At 69.7% G+C, this 18,031-nt stretch carries 17 protein-coding genes; 14 read left to right on the top strand and 3 right to left on the bottom strand.

The features are described from left to right. Positions 1 to 44: 44 nt before the first annotated feature. From BJY20_RS16515 to BJY20_RS12360, 14 genes are all read left to right on the top strand, one after another. Positions 45 to 2,303: a glycosyltransferase gene (locus BJY20_RS16515; RefSeq protein ID WP_185991804.1), complete on the top strand. Its 2,259-nt coding sequence runs from the start codon at positions 45 to 47 to the stop codon at positions 2,301 to 2,303. Between the two features lie 26 nt (positions 2,304 to 2,329). Next, the gene (locus tag BJY20_RS12300) at positions 2,330 to 3,403 is read left to right on the top strand and encodes an acyltransferase family protein (RefSeq protein ID WP_185991805.1); all 1,074 of its coding nucleotides are present in this window, start codon (positions 2,330 to 2,332) and stop codon (positions 3,401 to 3,403) included. Positions 3,404 to 3,481: 78 nt separating this feature from the next. After that, a complete protein-coding gene (gene trpS / locus BJY20_RS12305; RefSeq protein ID WP_185991806.1) occupies positions 3,482 to 4,498 on the top strand; it encodes a tryptophan--tRNA ligase in 1,017 nt (338 codons plus the stop codon). Positions 4,499 to 4,500: 2 nt separating this feature from the next. Next, entirely contained in the window at positions 4,501 to 5,034 is a 534-nt protein-coding gene (locus BJY20_RS12310; RefSeq protein WP_185991807.1) for a 2'-5' RNA ligase family protein, read from the top strand. A 110-nt stretch (positions 5,035 to 5,144) separates the two neighbouring features. Beyond that, positions 5,145 to 6,236, top strand: coding sequence for a mannose-1-phosphate guanylyltransferase (locus BJY20_RS12315; RefSeq protein WP_185991808.1), 1,092 nt, complete (start codon positions 5,145 to 5,147; stop codon positions 6,234 to 6,236). Between the two features lie 66 nt (positions 6,237 to 6,302). Next, the gene (locus tag BJY20_RS12320; RefSeq protein WP_185991809.1) at positions 6,303 to 7,502 is read left to right on the top strand and encodes an amidohydrolase; all 1,200 of its coding nucleotides are present in this window, start codon (positions 6,303 to 6,305) and stop codon (positions 7,500 to 7,502) included. Between the two features lie 159 nt (positions 7,503 to 7,661). Beyond that, the gene (locus BJY20_RS12325) at positions 7,662 to 8,696 is read left to right on the top strand and encodes a BMP family lipoprotein (RefSeq protein WP_221935318.1); all 1,035 of its coding nucleotides are present in this window, start codon (positions 7,662 to 7,664) and stop codon (positions 8,694 to 8,696) included. A 115-nt stretch (positions 8,697 to 8,811) separates the two neighbouring features. Continuing rightward, positions 8,812 to 10,365, top strand: a complete 1,554-nt coding sequence (locus BJY20_RS12330; RefSeq protein ID WP_185991811.1) for an ABC transporter ATP-binding protein — start codon at positions 8,812 to 8,814, stop codon at positions 10,363 to 10,365. Then, the gene (locus BJY20_RS12335; protein ID WP_185991812.1) at positions 10,362 to 11,465 is read left to right on the top strand and encodes an ABC transporter permease; all 1,104 of its coding nucleotides are present in this window, start codon (positions 10,362 to 10,364) and stop codon (positions 11,463 to 11,465) included. Before BJY20_RS12330 ends, BJY20_RS12335 begins: the two co-directional genes overlap by 4 nt. Further along, positions 11,462 to 12,727: an ABC transporter permease gene (locus BJY20_RS12340; protein ID WP_185991813.1), complete on the top strand. Its 1,266-nt coding sequence runs from the start codon at positions 11,462 to 11,464 to the stop codon at positions 12,725 to 12,727. Before BJY20_RS12335 ends, BJY20_RS12340 begins: the two co-directional genes overlap by 4 nt. A 10-nt stretch (positions 12,728 to 12,737) precedes the next feature. After that, positions 12,738 to 13,139 (top strand): cytidine deaminase, encoded by a 402-nt coding sequence (locus tag BJY20_RS12345; RefSeq protein ID WP_185992590.1) that lies wholly within the window; start codon positions 12,738 to 12,740, stop codon positions 13,137 to 13,139. Further along, a complete protein-coding gene (locus BJY20_RS12350) occupies positions 13,136 to 14,443 on the top strand; it encodes a thymidine phosphorylase (RefSeq protein ID WP_185991814.1) in 1,308 nt (435 codons plus the stop codon). The genes BJY20_RS12345 and BJY20_RS12350 overlap by 4 nt, the downstream gene beginning before the upstream one ends. A 2-nt stretch (positions 14,444 to 14,445) precedes the next feature. Next, the gene (locus tag BJY20_RS12355) at positions 14,446 to 14,805 is read left to right on the top strand and encodes a cupin domain-containing protein (RefSeq protein WP_185991815.1); all 360 of its coding nucleotides are present in this window, start codon (positions 14,446 to 14,448) and stop codon (positions 14,803 to 14,805) included. After that, positions 14,802 to 15,947 carry an adenosine deaminase gene (locus BJY20_RS12360; RefSeq protein WP_185991816.1) on the top strand — a complete coding sequence of 382 codons (1,146 nt, stop codon included), beginning with the start codon at positions 14,802 to 14,804 and terminating at the stop codon, positions 15,945 to 15,947. Before BJY20_RS12355 ends, BJY20_RS12360 begins: the two co-directional genes overlap by 4 nt. Before the next feature lie 24 nt (positions 15,948 to 15,971). Here BJY20_RS12360 and deoC read toward each other — a convergent pair whose 3' ends face one another. From deoC to BJY20_RS15735, 3 genes are read right to left on the bottom strand one after another with little or no spacing between them, the layout of a single operon-like run. Then, positions 15,972 to 16,748, bottom strand: a complete 777-nt coding sequence (gene deoC, locus BJY20_RS12365; protein ID WP_185991817.1) for a deoxyribose-phosphate aldolase — start codon at positions 16,746 to 16,748, stop codon at positions 15,972 to 15,974. Positions 16,749 to 16,758: 10 nt separating this feature from the next. Next, the gene (locus BJY20_RS15730) at positions 16,759 to 17,394 is read right to left on the bottom strand and encodes a YigZ family protein (protein WP_343062878.1); all 636 of its coding nucleotides are present in this window, start codon (positions 17,392 to 17,394) and stop codon (positions 16,759 to 16,761) included. A 10-nt stretch (positions 17,395 to 17,404) separates the two neighbouring features. Beyond that, the gene (locus tag BJY20_RS15735; protein ID WP_343062879.1) at positions 17,405 to 18,022 is read right to left on the bottom strand and encodes a uridine kinase family protein; all 618 of its coding nucleotides are present in this window, start codon (positions 18,020 to 18,022) and stop codon (positions 17,405 to 17,407) included. Positions 18,023 to 18,031 lie beyond the last annotated feature (9 nt).

Raw genomic sequence — 18,031 nt, forward strand, 5'->3', positions numbered from 1 at the left:
GTTCGGTCTAGGCTGCCTCCAGTCGACGATCTGGGGAGAGATACATGCACGGACCGGTACGGGTGGCGATTCTTGGCCACACGGCACAGTTTGGTGGTGTCGAGCTGGCACTGGTGCGGCTCATGGGCACGCTGGCGACCCGATCGGACGTGCAGGCCCGGGTCATCCTCTTTGCCCACGGTCCGCTCGTCACTCGTCTGCGCGAGTGTGGCCACGAGGTCGAGGTACTCCCGCTGGACGAGGGAATCGGTGGCACCACCCGGTACCAGGCAGCCGGGGCCGCCACGGCCGCAACCTCGGCGGTGCGGTCCGCGCCCTTCGTCATGAGGCTGGCTCGACGGCTGCGTGAGCTGGAGGTCGACGTCGTCCACACGACAACCCTCAAGACCCACCTGCTCGGGATCCCCGCGGCACGTCTCGCTCGCCGTCCACTCGTCTGGCACGTCCGTGACCGGATCGCCCCTGACTACCTGCCCGCTCCCGTGGTCCGCCTCGTGCGGCAGGTGGCGACCCGGGGGCCGCAACGGGTCATCACGAACTCGCGAGCCACCGCAGCCACGCTTCCGGGGGCGCGCGGTCTCGCTGTCGCCCACCCCGGTCTGACGCCCGACCAGATCGCGTCCGAGCCTCGCCCCCGACCGGCGCTCCCGGTCGTCGGCATCGTCGGCCGGATCTCCCCGACCAAGGGGCAGCTGGAGTTCGTGCGTGCGGCCGCTCGCATCGCGCAGGCGCACCCCGAGGCCAGGTTCCGGATCATCGGGTCGCCGATGTTCGGCCACGAGGAGCACGAGGCGCAAATCCGCCGCGAGATCGAACGACTGGGTCTGACCAACCGGGTGGAGTTGACCGGTTTCAGCGACGATCCGGCCCTCGAGTTCGATGCGATGACCGTCGCCGTCCACGCCTCACCCACGCCCGAGCCCTACGGTCAGGTCGTCGCCGAGGCGATGGCGCGCGGTGTGCCAGTGATCGCCACGGACGCCGGCGGTGTGCCCGAGATCGCCGGTGACGGGCCGGCGCCGGTCGGCTGGCTCGTCCCACCCGGCGACGTCGACGCACTGGCTGCAGCCATGGACTCGGCGCTCGCTGATGCGGACGAGGCCGAGCGAAGGGGGCGGGCCGGCTGGGAGCGCGCGCGCACCGCTCTGGGCATCGGACCGAGCACGGACACGATCGTGGGTGTCTGGCAGGAAGTCGCCGGACGCGAGCGTCCGCGTGTGGCAATCGCCCACGACTACCTCACCCAGCGCGGAGGAGCGGAGCGCGTCGTCCTGGCCATGCTCAAGACCTTCCCGGACGCGACCATCCACACGACGTTGTACGACCCGGAGGGGACCTTCCCCGAGTTCCGGGACGCCGATGTCCGGGTGAGCCCGCTCAACAGGATCGGGGTTCTGCGGCGGAACCACCGGGTGGCGCTGCCCTTCCTCCCCTTCGCCTCGAGCCGGCTACGCATCGACGCCGACGTCGTCATCGCCAGCAGCAGCGGATGGGCCCATGGGTTTCCCACGACCGGACGCAAACTCGTGTACTGCCACGCGCCGGCACGCTGGCTGTACCAGTCGCAGCGCTACCTGGGACGGGACCCGAGGCGCTCGCCGATCGGCTTGGCGCTCCTGGCGCTGCGGTCCCCCCTCAAGGCATGGGACCGGCGCGCTGCGGCCACCGGGGATGTCTACCTGGCCAACTCCCACGTCGTGCGCGAACGCATCGACGGGGCCTACGGCATCGATGCCGAGGTCCTCCCGCCCCCCTTCGCCGTCGACTCCACGGGAGACCGGGAGCCGGTGCCCGAAGTGGCCCAGTGGGATGGTTTCCACCTCGTCGTCTCCCGGTTGATGCCGTACAAGAACGTGCACCGCATCATCGAGGCCTTCTCCGGTCTGCCCGAACGGCTGGTCGTCGTCGGCGCCGGTCCGATGCTCGAGGAGCTGCAGGCCGCCGCTCCGCCCAATGTCGCGGTGGTCACGCGCCTGACCGATGCCCAGATGCGTTGGGTGTATGCCAACAGTCGGGCCCTCGTCGCGGCCAGCCACGAGGACTTCGGACTCACCCCGCTCGAGGCGGGCGCCTTCGGCAAGCCGACCCTCGCCCTTCGTGCCGGTGGGTACCTCGACACGATCGCCGAAGGGGTGAACGGCACCTTCTTCGACGAGCCCACGGCCGCGTCGATCCGCGAATCCGTCATAGCCGCACGCGCCGCCGAGTGGGATCCGCACGCGGTGCGCGACCACGTGGAGGCGTTCTCCCCGGAGCGGTTCGCCCTCCGCCTGCAGGCCGCCGCGGCGCGGCTCGCGGAATAGGCCAAGAGGTCTCTGCGATGTCGAGGGTGAATCACGTCGGAGGACTCGATGCGCTTCGCATCCTCGCGGCACTGGCCGTCTTCATCTGTCACCTGGTCGCCTACTGGGGACTGACGGGGCTTCCCTTCAAGCTGCCGGAACTCCTCTCCAGCGGTGCACACGGCGTCGACGTCTTCATCGTCATGTCCGGGTTCGTGCTGAGCCTGCCGGTCTTCGCCACTGGCCGCGGCCTCGACACGGCTAACTTCCTGCGGCGGCGGGCCACGCGGATCCTGCCGCCGTACTACGTCGCTCTGGCATTCGCGACGGTCATCGCCTTCTCGCCGATCGCAACGTGGATCGTGGCGGAGCAGGCGTCGTTCGAGGACCTCGCCTGGCACATGGTGCTGCTCCAGACCTGGTCGCCACAGCACCTGGCCACGATCAACGGCTCCCTCTGGAGCGTCGCACTCGAGGTCCAGCTCTACGCCGTCTTCCCGGTGCTCGTGCTGGTCGCGAAACGGTGGGGTGTCACGCCCATCGTGGCCGTCACGGCGCTGATGTCGGTGGCGCTCTCTGCAGTGGAGTTGCCCGGTGCCATCGGGGCAGCACTGACCGACGAGCACAACCTGCCGGTGAGGTTGATCCAGTTCGTGACGGGGATGGCCTGCGCACGCGTGGTCACTCTGGGCAGAGTGCCCCGGCGTCGAGTCCTCTGGACCATGGTGGTGGCTACCGCGATCGTGGCAATAGGGGCCAACACCATCGGAGTCCGTGTCGGGCAGGTCGCCCTGTGGGCACTTGCCTCGGGCTTCTTGGTGCTGCTGACCGTGGACCAACTCGGCGCCGTGTTTGAGCGGACCCCGCTGGAGCGATGGGGGCTGGGCGCCTACAGCTTCTACCTGCTCCACCAGCCCATTACGCTGATGCTCGGGAAGGTTGTCCGGCCGCACGTCTCCGACGATCGTCTGGCGTTCGTCGTCGGTATCGCCATCTGTCTCCCCGTCGTGTCCCTTGCCGCGTGGGCCATGTATCTCGTGGTCGAACGTCCCGTCCACACGTTCGGCCGAGCGCGGTATCCCGTGCTGCGCAACGTGGCGGACCCGACGCCGGCGGCCTGAGCTGGTCGAGGAGCGCCGCATCACTTGCGGCGCGGAGTGGCTGCGGGGTGCGGTCGCCCAACTGACACAATGACGCCCATGACCACGGCTTCCGAGCGGCCACGCATCCTCTCCGGGATGCAGCCAACCAGCGACTCCCTCCACCTCGGCAACTACCTGGGAGCCCTGGTCAACTGGGTGGGACTGCAGGAGGACTTCGACGCGTACTACTTCGTCGCCGACCTGCACGCACTCACCGTGCCGACGGACCCGGCCGACATCACCCGTCGCAGTCGCATCACGGCCGCCCAGTACATCGCCGCCGGCGTCGACCCGGAGCGCTCGGCGATCTTCTGCCAGAGCCACGTGCGCGAGCACACCGAGCTGATGTGGGTCCTGGCCTGCCAGACCGCCTTCGGCGAGGCCAACCGGATGACGCAGTTCAAGGACAAGACGGCCAAGGGCAGCAATGCCAATGTCGGCCTCTTCACCTACCCGATCCTCATGGCCGCCGACATCCTCGTCTACGACGCGGCACGCGTACCGGTCGGCGACGACCAGCGCCAGCACCTCGAGATCACCCGCGACCTGGCGCTGCGCTTCAACCAGCGCTTCGGCGACGCGCTCGTCGTACCCGAGCCGCACATCATCACCGAGTCCGCGCGGATCATGGATCTGCAGGAGCCGACCGGCAAGATGAGCAAGACGGCCTCCTCCGACAAGGGCCTGATCTCGCTGCTCGACGAGCCCAAGCGGATCGCCAAGAAGATCCGCTCCGCCGTCACCGACGCCGAGGGCGAGGTCCGCTACGACCCCGAGGCCAAGGCCGGCGTGTCCAACCTGCTCTCGATCCACTCGGCCCTCTCCGGGACGACGATCGCCGACCTCGAGGCCCAGTTCGCGGGCAGGGGCTACGGAGACCTGAAGCAGGAGGTCGCCGACGTCGTCGTCGCCGCGGTGGAGCCCTACCAGAGGCGGATGGCGGAGCTGATGGACGACCCGGGTGAGATCGACGCGATCCTGGCGAAGGGAGCCACCCGCGCCGCCGAGGTCGCCTCCGCGACCCGTGACCGGGTCTACGACCGGGTCGGCCTGCTCCCCGCCACGCGAGGCTGAGGATGGCGGTGCACGGGGTCTCGATCGCAGTGCCCGAGCCGTGGTGTGGCCAGCTGCAGCGGCAGCGCGAGGACGTCGGGGACCCGATGGCCCACGCGATCCCACCGCACATCACGCTCATGCCGCCGACGGAGATCGCTGCGAGCGAGATGGATCGATTCGTCCGGCATCTCGAGGGAGTCGCGGGCAACCACGGACCCTTCACGGTGCGCCTGCGTGGCACCGGCACCTTCCTGCCGGTCAGCCGCGTCGTATTCGTCCAGGTCTCCCAAGGCATCCCGATGTGCGAGCGGCTGGAACAGGCCGTCCGCCGTGGACCGGTCTCACGAGACCTGGAGTTCCCCTACCACCCGCACGTGACCATCGCCCACGACATCGACGAGTCGGGGCTCGACCGCGCCTTCGACGACCTCGCCGGCTTCGACGCGTCCTTCGAGGTCAGCCGCTTCCACCTCTACGACCACGGCGCCGACGAGGTCTGGCGGCCGATGGTCGACTTCGACCTCACGGGCGAGCGTCTGCAGCACTCATCGTGATGTGGCTCCCATCGTGGCGGCGCAAGGAGGTCGCCGGGTGATGTCCGGGGCGGGCGCCTGATGGCATCTTGGCCGCACGAGCTCGCCGTGCTCCCGGTAGCGTTCGCGCCATGACGTCGAGCGAGGAGCTGGAGAGGCTCTGGGCAGTGGTCCCGGCCGGGGGCGCCGGTACCCGCCTGTGGCCGGTGTCGCGAGCAAGCTCGCCGAAGTTCCTGCACGACCTCACGGGAGACGGGCGCACCCTGATCCAGTCGACCGTCGACCGCCTGCGGGGCCTGGCCGACGACCGCGTGCTCGTCGTGACCGGTGCCGCGCACGTCGACGCGGTCCGTGAGCAGGTGCCCGACCTGACCGACGACCACGTGCTCGCCGAGCCGTCACCCCGGGACTCCATGGCTGCGATCGGTCTGGCGGCTGCGGTGCTCGAGCGTCGCGACCCGGAGGCGATCATCGGGTCCTTCGCCGCCGACCACGCGATCAGCGACGTGGGCGGCTTCCACGCAGCGGTCGAGGAGGCAGTCGCCGTGGCGGCGCGGAGCGAGCGACTGGTCACCATCGGCATCGAGCCGACCCACCCCGCGACCGGCTTCGGCTACATCCAGCAGGGGCCGCCGCTGGACGGATTCCCCACCGCCTCCCGGGTGCGCCAGTTCGTCGAGAAGCCCGACGCACGCCGAGCCGCCTCGTACCTGGCCACTGGCGAGTTCCGGTGGAACGCCGGCATGTTCGTCGTCCGGGCGAGTGTTCTCCTCGACCTGCTCGGCCGCTGGCACCCGCAGCTGGCCGCACGGCTGCGGCAGATCGCCGCCGAGCCCGGCCGGCTCGGGGAACTGTGGGACGGACTGGAGAAGATCGCCATCGACCACGCCGTCGCGGAACCCGCCGCCGACGAGGGACTCGTGGCGATGGTGCCCGGGTCCTTCGACTGGGACGACGTCGGTGACTTCAAGGCACTGACCGGGCTCCTGGCCCACGAGGACGAGCCGATGACGGTCGTCGGGGACGCTGCCAACGTCCGCTCCATCGACTCCGAGGGCCTCGTCGTGTCCGAGTCCGGTCGCATGGTCGCGGTCGTCGGTCTGGAGGACATCGTCGTCGTCGAGACCGACGACGCGCTCCTGGTCACCAGCCGGGCCCGGGCCCAGGACGTCAGGCTCGTCGTGCAGGCACTGAAGGACGAGGGACGTACTGACCTCGTTTGAGAGCCATGTGCATCCTCCTCGCGCCTTCACATGCCGTGATCGCAGATCGGTAGAGTCCATACCGCCATGACTGCCCCCCTTGCCCCGACGCTCCTCGGCGCCATCGACCGGCTCCTTCCCGAGCTGATCGACTTCCGGCGGGACCTGCACGCACACCCCGAGGTGTCATGGCAGGAGCACCGCACGACCGCACGGCTGCGCGAGCGCCTCGAGCAGGCCGGGCTGGAACCACGGGGGATCGGGGAGACCGGCCTGGTCGTCGACCTGGGTGCGAAGAATCCCCGTCGGCGGGTGGCCCTGCGTGGGGACATCGACGCTCTGCCGGTGCGCGAGCGTACCGGGCTGGACTGGAGCTCCACCCACGACGGCGTCTGCCACGCCTGTGGCCACGACGTGCACACGGCCGCTTTGCTCGGAGCCGGTCTGGCGCTCACCGAGGTCGCCGACGAGCTGGCCGCCCGGCACGTCGCCGTGCGCCTGGTCTTCCAGCCCGCGGAGGAGGTCATGCCCGGAGGCGCCCTCGCGTACGTGGAGGCCGGGGTGATGTCCGGCGTCGACACCGTCTACGCGGTGCACTGCGACCCCGCACTGGACGTCGGTGAGATCGGTCTGCGTGAGGGAGCGCTGACCGCGGCCGCGGACCAGGTGACCGTCACCCTGCGCGGGCGGGGTGGACACACGTCGCGTCCCTTCCTCACCGAGGACCTCACCTACGCCTTGGCCAAGGTCGTCACCGACGTCCCGGCCGTGCTGAGTCGGCGGGTGGACCCGCGCTCGGGACTGGTCGTCGTCTGGGGCCGGGTCACCGCCGGTGAGGCGATCAACGTCATCCCCTCCACCGGCGTGGTCCAGGGCACCGTGCGCATGCTCGACGTCGGGCTGTGGGAGGAGATCGGTCCGCTGCTGCACGAGGTCGTTGACGGGGTGGTCGCGCCCTACGGGGTCGATGCCGCCGTCGAGCACATCCGGGGAGTGCCGCCCGTCGTCAACGACGTCTCGGCCGTCGCTGCCCTCGGCCGCGCCACCATGGCCGCAGGGATGCGCCCCGTGCCCACGCCCCACAGCCTCGGTGGCGAGGACTTCGCATGGATGCTCCACGAGTCGCGGGGCGCCCTGGCCCGGCTGGGCACTCGTGCCCCCGGCGGTCGTGTCTTCGACCTGCACCAGGGCGATCTCGTCATCGACGAGGGCGCGGTGCGCAACGGGGCGGCGTTGCTCACACTCGCCGCCGCGGGGGAGTGGACCCGGGTCGAGCAGCACGACTGAGAGCGACAGGGGTTTCCCTCTCCCGGGGTGGACTCCATCGCGGTCTGATAACGGTTGGGTGGACAGTGGCCAACGGATGCGATCCCGGGGGCTACCTGCACGTAGCATCCCTGGATGGCACATGCGTGCCCAAGTACCCCTGTTATGAAGGAGAGCGCCTTGCGTCACACCGTGAAGGCTGCGTCGGTCATGTCCGTGGCCGCCCTGGCACTGACCGCCTGCGGCGGCAGCAGCACCGAGGACGAGACGTCGGCGTCCGGGTCCGGCTCGGACGTCAAGGCGTGCCTCGCCTACGACGTCGGCGGCCGCGGCGACCAGTCGTTCAATGACTCCGCCGCCAAGGGTCTTGACCAGGCCGAGGACGAGCTGGGCATCGAGACCGAGGAGGTCGAGGCCAGCCAGGGTGAGAACGACGCTGCCCGTGAGGACCGCCTCAACCAGCTGGTCGACGTGGGCTGCACCAACATCATCGGCGTCGGGTTCATCTACGCCAAGGCCATCGGCAACGCGGCCAAGGACAACCCGGACATCAACTTCGCGATCATCGACGACGCGTCCGACGCCTCCAAGGGCGACAACATCGCGCAGCTCGTCTTCGCCGAGCACGAGGGCTCCTTCCTCGTCGGTGCCGCGGCGGCGCTGAAGTCCAAGAGCGGCAAGATCGGCTTCATCGGTGGCACCGACGTACCGCTGATCAACAAGTTCGAGGCGGGCTACAAGGCCGGCGCCAAGGCCGTCAACCCGGACATCGACATCCAGGTGAAGTACCTCGCCGAGGACGGTTCCGGCTTCGCCGACCCGGCCAAGGGCAAGACCGCCGCCGAGGGAATGTACGACAAGGGTGCCGACGTGATCTACCACGCGGCCGGCGGCTCCGGTGCCGGCCTCTTCGAGGCGGCCAAGGAGAACAAGAAGATGGCGATCGGTGTCGACTCCGACCAGGCCAAGACGGCCGAGGAGGACGTGCAGGACGTCATCATCACCTCGATGGTCAAGAACGTGAACGTCGCGGTCTTCGACTACCTGAAGTCGGCGACCGAGGGCGAGGACATCTCCGGCCTGGTCGAGTTCAACCTCAAGGACGGCGGTGTCTCGTACTCCACCACTGGTGGCAAGATCGACGACATCACCGACAAGCTCGACGAGTACAAGCAGCAGATCATCGACGGAGAGATCACCGTCCCGTCCAAGTGACGCAGATCGACTGACCCCGGGTCCGGTCACGTGCACCGCGCGCGACCGGACCCGAGGTATGTCGGCGGTATCCTTCGCCTGCGGCAGCACGTCGCAGACGCACCACGGAGGCACGATGAGCAGGACCGTCCCGGACCCCCCTTCGCCAACCGGCGCGCCCAGCGGGGAGATGGCCGTCGAGGTCGAGGGGATCACCAAGCGCTTCCCCGGAGTCGTTGCCAACCACGACGTCTCGTTCGCTGTGACGCGGGGGACGGTACACGCGATCGTCGGCGAGAACGGTGCGGGCAAGTCCACGCTGATGAAGATCCTCTACGGGGTCCAGCGCCCCGACGAGGGCACCATCCGCATCAACAGCGAGCAGGTCACGCTGCACTCTCCCGCGGATGCGATCAAGCACGGCGTCGGCATGGTCTTCCAGCACTTCATGCTTGCTGACAACCTGACCGTCACCGAGAACGTCGTGCTCGGGGCGGAGAAGCTGCACGGGATCGGTGCGGCGGCCCGCGCGGAGATCGACCGGATCTCCGATGACTACGGCCTCGACGTCGACTCCGGCGCCCTCGTCGCCGACCTGGGGGTCGGGGCCCGCCAGCGCGTGGAGATCCTCAAGGTCCTCTACCGCGGTGCCCGCACCATCATCCTCGACGAGCCGACCGCGGTCCTCGTGCCCCAGGAGGTCGAGGAGCTCTTCGGCAACCTGCGCGAGCTGAAGCGAGAGGGCATCACCGTCCTGTTCATCTCCCACAAGCTCGACGAGGTGCTCTCCGTGGCCGACCGCATCACCGTGGTCCGTCGCGGGACCACCGTCGACACCGTCCTGCCCGGCGACGTCACCTCCCGTCAGCTCGCCGAGCTCATGGTCGGCAGCGAGCTGCCGCTACCCGAGAGCGAGAAGTCGACAGTCACCGACCGCGTCGTCCTCGAGGCCGACGGCGTGACCCTCCACGGTGGTGGGCGCGCTCTCCTGGAGGACGTCGCGCTGCGCATCCGGGCCGGGGAGGTCCTCGGGATCGCCGGGGTCGAGGGCAACGGGCAGGCGGAGCTGGTCGAGGTCCTCATTGGCGTACGCGAGCCCTCGGCCGGCCGGATCGTCCTCGAGGACACCGACATCTCCGACTGGGACGTCCGCAGCATCCGCGAGGCCGGCGTCGGGTACATCCCCGAGGACCGGCACCGCCAAGGCCTCCTCCTCGACGCGCCCTTGTGGGAGAACCGCATGCTCGGGCACCAGACCGAGGCACCCTCGTCCAAGCACGGGATCCTCACCCCCACCGAGGCCCGGACCGACACCGAGCGCATCGTGGCGGAGTACGACGTGCGGACCCCGAGCATCCATGTCACCGCAGGGTCGCTCTCCGGCGGGAACCAGCAGAAACTCATCATCGGACGCGAGATGAGCCACCACCCCAAGATCCTCATCGCCAGCCACCCGACCCGCGGTGTCGACGTCGGTGCCCAGGCAGCGATCTGGGACCTCATTCGCCAGGCCCGCAGGGAAGGTCTTGCCGTGCTGCTCATCAGCGCCGACCTCGAGGAGCTCATCGGGCTCTCCGACACGATCCGGGTCATCCTCCGCGGACGCCTCACCGGTGAGTTCGATCCGGAGAGCGTGACCAGTCAGCAGCTGGGCAGCGCGATGACCGGTGCCGGGAAGGACGCGTCATGAAGCTCTCCCCGCGCCGGTTGGCGCTGAACCTCTCGGCGCCGCTGCTGGCGGTGGTCGTGGCCTTCGTCGTCACCTCGGTCGTGCTCATCGCCGTGGGAGACCCGGTCGGGCTCGTGTGGCAGACGCTGTTGTCCGAGCCGAGGCCACGCACGCTGGTCAACACCTTCAACAGCGCGATCACGTACTACATCGCCGCCGTCGCAGTCGCCATCGGCTTCAAGATGAAGCTGTTCAACATCGGTGTCGACGGCCAGTACCGCCTCGCCACCTTTGCCGCGGCGATCTTCGCCGGCCAGGGGTACCTGCCGGGACCGCTGAACATCATTTTCGCGATGCTCGTCGCCATGGCCGTCGGCGGCTTCTGGGCCGGTATCGCCGGTTGGCTGAAGGTCAGGCGCGGCGTGTCCGAGGTCATCTCGACGATCATGCTCAACATGATCTCGGCGGGACTCGTGGGCTGGGGGCTGCGCACCTGGGGTCACCGCGCCGAGGGGAGCAACACCCGCAACACGACGACCATCCCGGAGTCGAGCCAGCTCGAGGGGTTGCCCCTCGTCCCGGACGCTCCCAACCTCGTCTACACGCTGCTGGTCCTGGCGGTCATCGTCGGCGGCGTCTACTGGTTCGTCGTCAACCGCACCCGCCTGGGCTTCGACGTGCGCGCCACGGGCGAGTCCGAGACGGTGGCCCTCGCCAGCGGCGTGAAGGTCTCGCGCATGGTCCTGTTGGCGATGATCGGCTCGGGTGCCGTGGCCGGTCTCATCGGCATGCCGGCCTTCTTCGGCGCCGACCACAGCTATGGACTGAACTTCCAGGAAGGCGTCGGCTTCATCGGCATCGGCGTGGCCCTCCTGGGGCGCAACCACGCGGTGGGGATGGCCTTCGCCGCCCTGCTGTGGTCCTGGCTGGAGAAGGCATCCGACGGACTGCAGCTGCAGGCCGGGGTCTCCCCGGCGCTCGTCTACATCATCCAGGGCGTGATCCTCCTGGCGGTCGTCATCGCCTACGAGGTCGTCCACCGGTTCGAGCAACGGCTGGAGCAGAAGCAGGTCACCCGCCAGCTCGACGCGGGAGCACCGGCGGAAGGAGCCTCGGCATGAGCACGCTCGTGAGTGCACCCGAGACGCAAGCGGGGCCCCTGCCGACGGGACGACGCTTTCCGTTCTGGGCGTGGCCCCTCGGACTGGCAGTGGCGATCGTGGTCATCGCGATCGTCCGCGAGATCACCGGCAAGGACGACATCTTCTCCTCGGGGACGATCAGTGCCGCCCTGGCCTGGGCCATGCCGCTCGCGCTCGCCGGTCTGGGTGGCCTGTGGTCGGAGCGGGCCGGGGTCATCAACATCGGGCTCGAGGGGATGATGATCCTCGGGACCTGGGGCGCAGCCTTCGGCGCGATCCACGGTGGGCCGTGGATGGGCGTCGTGGGCGCCATGGTCTGCGGCGCACTCGGTGGCCTCGTGCATGCGCTGGCCACGGTCACCTTCGGCGTGGACCACATTGTCTCGGGTGTCGCGCTGAACATCGTGGCGCTCGGTGTGGCCAGCTATCTCGCGTCACGCTTCTTCGGTGACCTCGAGGGCGGGAGCGACGTCCAGTCGCCACCCCTGCCGTCGCTTCCGAGCGTGAGCCTGCCCGGCGTCTCCAACCTGCTGGGGTCGATCGAGGACCACGGCTGGTTCTTCGTCTCCGACGTCGCCGCGCTGCTGCGCGGAGTGACGACCGACCTGTCCGTGCTCACCGTCATCGCGCTGCTGCTCATCCTGGGCACGTGGTGGGTGCTGTGGCACACCGCCTTCGGCCTGAGGGTCCGCAGCTGCGGCGAGTCCCCTGCCTCGGCCGAGACCCTCGGCATCAACGTCTACCTGTACAAGTACATCGCGGTCACTGCCTCCGGTGGCCTCGCCGGTCTCGGCGGTGGATTCCTGGCGATGGTCGCCTCGAGCGCCTACCGCGAGGACCAGACCGGTGGTCGCGGTTACATCGGCCTTGCAGCGATGATCTTCGGCAACTGGCGCCCCGGCGGCGTCCTCATGGGCTCCGGGCTCTTCGGCTACATCGACGCCCTCCAGCTGCGTGGTGGTGGCGAGGCCATCCACGCGTTGCTGCTCCTCGTCGGAGTCCTGCTCCTGGCCATCGGCGTGTGGCAGATCGTGCGCCGCCAGCGGCTCGTCCAGGGCAGCATCGCCATCGTCGCCGGCATCGTCGTGATCATCCTGTGGATGCTCACCGACACCGTGGTCGGTGATTTCACCCGCTTCGCGCCCCACCTGACGACCCTGCTCGTCCTGGCCTTCGCCAGCCAACGGCTACGCATGCCGGCGGCGAACGGCAAGGTCTATCGCCGGGGCGAAGGGCACTGACGTGGCGCCCCTGACCCAGGACGGATGGCAGCAGCTGCACGCCGCTGCCGTCGAGGCCATGGGGAGTGCCTACGCTCCGTACTCCGACTTCCCGGTCGGAGTCGCCGGATTCGCCGACGACGGCCGGCTGCTCAGCGCATGCAACGTCGAGAACGCCTCGTACGCGGTGGGCCTGTGTGCCGAGTGCGGTCTGGTCAGTGACCTGGTCCGCACCGGCGGGGGCCGGCTCGTCGCGGTCTGGTGCGTCGACGCACGCGGCGAGACGCTCATGCCGTGCGGACGCTGTCGCCAGCTGCTGTGGGAGCACGGCGGAGCCGAGTGCGTCATCCGCACACCGGAGGGAGACCTCTCCCTCACCGAGATCCTGCCCCAGGCATTCGGGGCGCAGGACCTGACGAAGGGAGCGCCGTGAGTGATCCGGTCGAGAACCACGACGTCGTCGACGTCATCCGCGCCAAGCGTGATCGGGGTGAGCTGAGCGACTCCCAGATCGACTGGGTGGTCGACGCCTACACCCGCGGCGTCGTCGCCGACGAACAGATGTCATCGCTGGCCATGGCCATCCTGCTCAACGGCATGACCCGGCCGGAGATCGCCCGCTGGACCACGGCGATGATCGACAGCGGTGAGCGGATGGACTTCGCCTCCTTGAGCCGCCCCACCGCGGACAAGCACTCCACGGGCGGGGTGGGTGACAAGATCACCCTCCCGCTCGCCCCACTGGTCGCCGTCTTCGGCGTCGCGGTGCCCCAGCTCTCCGGGCGCGGGCTCGGACACACCGGAGGCACCCTCGACAAGCTCGAGGCGATCCCCGGCTGGCAGGCGAACCTCACCAACGACGCGATGCTTGCGCAGCTCGAGGACGTCGGCGCCGTCATCTGCGCCGCTGGGGCCGGGCTCGCCCCGGCCGACAAGAAGCTCTACGCCCTGCGGGACGTCACCGGGACCGTCGAGGCGATCCCGCTCATCGCCAGCTCGATCATGAGCAAGAAGATCGCCGAGGGCACCGGCTCGCTCGTCCTCGACGTCAAGGTCGGCTCGGGCGCATTCATGAAGACGCGGGAAGACGCCACCGAGCTGGCCCGCACCATGGTCGATCTCGGCACCGATGCTGGCGTCAACACCGTCGCCCTGATCACCGACATGTCCGTCCCACTCGGACTGACCGCGGGCAACGGTCTGGAGGTCCGCGAGTCGCTCGAGGTCCTCGCCGGAGGTGGTCCGCAGGACGTCGTCGAGCTGACCGTGGCCATCGCCGACGAGATGACCCGTGCGGCTGGCCGCGAGGTGGGCCCGGAGGAGCTGAGGGCCGCACTCGCCGACGGTCGCGCGATGGACGTGTGGCGCCGGATGATCTCCGCGCAGGGAGGGGACCCGGACGCACCCCTGCCGACCGCGGCGGCGACCGAGACGATCAGTGCGGACACCGACGGCCACCTCGAGCACGTCGACGCCTTCGCCGTCGGGCTTGCCGCCTGGCGCCTCGGCGCCGGTCGGGCCCGCAAGGAGGACCCGGTGCAGGCCGCTGCCGGCGTGGAGCTGCATGTCCGTCCGGGGGAGCCCGTCCGGCGTGGTGACCCGTTGATGACCTTGCACACCGACACCCCGGGGCGCTTCGCTCGGGCGCTGAAGGCACTGGACGGTGCCTGGCGGATCAGCGACACGCCCCCGACGACACGCTCGGTCGTGCTCGACCGGATCACTTCAGGAGGATGACGATGCCCGAGCTGAACGACACCCCTTCGATCATCGACGTACCGGGTGGCAAGGTCATCGCAGAGCACGTCGGCCGCGTCGCGACGGGCACGGATGCGATGTCGCTCGCCCACATGAAGGCACCGGCGGGCTGGTCCGAGCCGGCCCAACGCCCGCAGTTCGACGAGGTCACCCTCGTCATCGCCGGGACGGTCGTCGTCGAGCACGATGGCGGCACGACGACTGTCACGGCCGGCCAGAGCATCGTCACCAGGGCAGGGGAGCGGGTGCGCTACTCGACCGGCGCGGACGATGCCGAGTACGTCGCGATCTGCACGCCGGCCTTCGCTCCCGACACGGTCAACCGCGAGGAGGAGGGATGAGCGCTGACGAGCGGGTGATCCGCGCACTTCCCAAGGTCGTCCTCCACGACCACCTGGACGGAGGGGTGCGACCGGCCACCGTCCTCGAGATCGCCGACGAGATCGGCCACGAGCTGCCGGTCGACGGTGCCGACCGTACGGCGGAGGGTCTGGCCACCTGGTTCCGTCAGTCGGCCGACTCCGGTTCCCTGGAGCGATACCTGGAGACCTTCGCGCACACCGTGGGTGTCATGCAGACCGCGTCAGCGCTGCGACGCGTCGCTCGGGAGTCGGTCCTCGATCTCGCCCGCGACGGCGTCGTCTACGCCGAGTCGCGCTACGCGCCGGAGCAGCACCTCGAGGCCGGCCTCACCCTGGACCGGGTCGTCGAGGAGGTGGACGCCGGCTTCCGCGAGGGCGAGGAGGAGGCCGCCGCCGAGGGACACCCGATCGTCGTGCGGGGCCTGCTGACCGCGATGCGGCACGCCGCCAAGTCCCGCGAGATCGCCGAGCTCGCGGTGCGCTACCGGGACCGGGGAGTCGCCGGCTTCGACATCGCGGGTGCCGAGGCGGGGCACCCGCCGAGCCGTCACCTCGATGCCTTCGAGTACCTCAGGCGCGAGAACGCGCACTTCACGATTCACGCCGGTGAGGCCTTCGGGCTGCCGAGCATCTGGGAGGCCCTGCAGTGGTGCGGGGCCGATCGCCTCGGCCACGGCGTGCGAATCGTCGACGACATCGGCTTCGGTGGCGGCACCGTCACCGACGACCCGCTGGGAGCCAATGCAGCGGTGCTGCAGGACCCGTCACAGCTGCGGCTGGGACGTCTGGCCGCGTACGTGCGCGACACCCGGGTGCCCCTGGAGATGTGCCCGCACAGCAACGTCCAGACCGGTGCCGCACCGTCGATCGCGGCCCACCCGATCACGTTGCTGACCCGACTGCGCTACCGCGTCACCCTCAACACCGACAACCGACTGATGTCGGACACGTCGATGACCAAGGAGATGCACGCCCTCGTCACCGAAGCGGGCTGGGACCTGGCCGACCTGCGCTGGGTGACGACGAACGCGATGAAGTCCGCCTTCCTCCCCTTCGACGAACGGCTCGAGCTGATCGAGGGGACGATCAAGCCCGCCTACGCGACCGCCGCCCCGGCCTGATCCCCAGCCGATCCTCGGTGACGCTCAGTAGGTGCCCGTCCCAGCGGTGCCGGCGGTCTGGCCCGGCTCGGGGACGACGAGGCCACCGGATCCGACCTGCTCGGCCTCGGCCAGGAGTGCGGTCGTGCTCGAGGTGCCGATCCGGGTGACCCCTTCGGCCAGCATCGCCAGCAGGGTCGGGATGTTGCGCACCCCGCCGGAGGCCTTGACCTCCATGCGCTCGGGGGTGTTGGCCCGCATGAGCGCGACATCGGTCAGCGTGGCGCCGCCGCCGGCGAAACCTGTCGCGGTCTTGGTGAAATCCGCCCCTGCGTCGGAGCTCGCCCGGCAGGCATCGAGCTTCGCCCGCTCATCGAGCAGCGCGGTCTCGAAGATGACCTTGACCAGCGCCCCGGCGCCGTGGCCGACCTCGACCACGGCGGCGATGTCCTCTCGCACCGCCGTGACGTCCCCGCCACGCAGTCGGCCGATGTTGAGCACCATGTCCAACTCGGTCGCGCCGTCGGCGAGGGCCTGACGGGACTCGGCGACCTTGGCGGCAGTGGACGTCGTCCCGTGCGGGAAGCCGATGACGGTGCACACCCGCGTCGGGCTGTCCGCAACGTCGGCGATGGTCGCCGCAGCCAGGGCCACATCGCTCGGGCGCACGCACACGCTCCAGATGCGCTGGCCCGCCAGCTCACGGACCGAGGTGGCCACCTCGTCGGGCGTCAGCCCCGGCTTGAGCAGGGCGTGATCGATGAGGTCAGCGACGTCCTGGACGGTCAGCGTGCTGCCGGGGGCGAAGGGGGCGCGAGTCATGTCACCAACCCTACGGCTGCCTGTCGACCCAGCGTGAGCCGACGTCGACGAGCTCACCGGCGCCGGTGGTGACCTCCGCGACCATCGGGACGAGGACCTGCGCCCGCTCGGCAGGGACACCGAGCAGCAGCGTCACCTCGCGGGCGTACTCGATGTCGAGGATGGCGACGCCACGGGAGCGCAAGTCGTGCTCGATGCGGCCGGCCTCGGCGTGGGAGAGTGCCAGCTCGTGCTCGAGGACCAGCCAGCGGTCCAGAGTCCCCACGGAGTCCAGACCGGCCCGCACGGCGTCGCCATAGGCCCGGACCAGGCCTCCGGCACCGAGGAGCACCCCGCCGAACCACCGCGTGACGACCGCGACGACGTCGCTGACCTGCTGACCGCGCAGCACCTCCAGCATCGGCGCACCCGCGGTCCCGGCGGGTTCACCGTCGTCGGAGGAACGATGCAGCCCGCCACCGGGACCGATCATGAAGGCGGAGCAGTGGTGGCGAGCGTCCCAGTGCTCCTTGCGCAACCTCTCCACGACCGCCCGGGCGGCCTCCTGCGACTCCACCCGCTCGAGCGTGCAGCGAAAGCGTGAGCGCTTCACCTCGATCTCCACCTCGCCGTCACGGGCGATGGTGCGGTACGACGTCGGGGACACCGTCTGCTCCTCAGGCTCCGGCGAGGGCCTGCTCGGCCCGCCTCGGCGATGCCGGCTGGGCGCCGAGCCGGACGTGGCGTGCGACGACCCGGGGCTCCTCGCGGGTGAGCACCAGACCTCGTCGGACCAGGGTCCACGCAGGCTTGCGGCGCTCGACGAGGTCACGGACCAAGCGCAGGAGGAAGGTGTGCCACCGGTGGTGGCGGATGCACCACGCGGAGTGCAGCAGGTCCGCCTCACGCAGCGCGGGGACGGCCTCGGCCGCGAAGATCCCCTCGGCGAGGACCAGGTCGTCGTCCCGTGCGGTGACGGTGTGCTCGCCTCTCGCCCGTGAGCTGGCGATGTCGTACAGGGGCATCGACGCATTGCCGGTCTCGACGAGGCGGCGCAGTGCCGCGACGGCCGCGTCCTGGTCCCAGCTGTCGGGATGGTCCCAGTCGACCATCCCCAGCTCCTCGCTGCGCGGCAGTGCGGGGTCGTCACCTTCGCGGTAGAAGTCGTCCAGCCGCACGATCGGCCACCCGTGGGTCCGGCGCAGGCGGTCGGCGAGACGGGACTTGCCGGAGCCGCTCGGCCCGGCGAGGACGACGACCCGTCCGGGTCCTGGGGGTTGGTCGGGCGCGGTCACAGCGGGAGA

Origin of the sequence: Janibacter cremeus, from assembly GCF_013409205.1 — a bacterium.
In the GTDB taxonomy this organism is placed as follows: domain Bacteria; phylum Actinomycetota; class Actinomycetes; order Actinomycetales; family Dermatophilaceae; genus Janibacter; species Janibacter cremeus.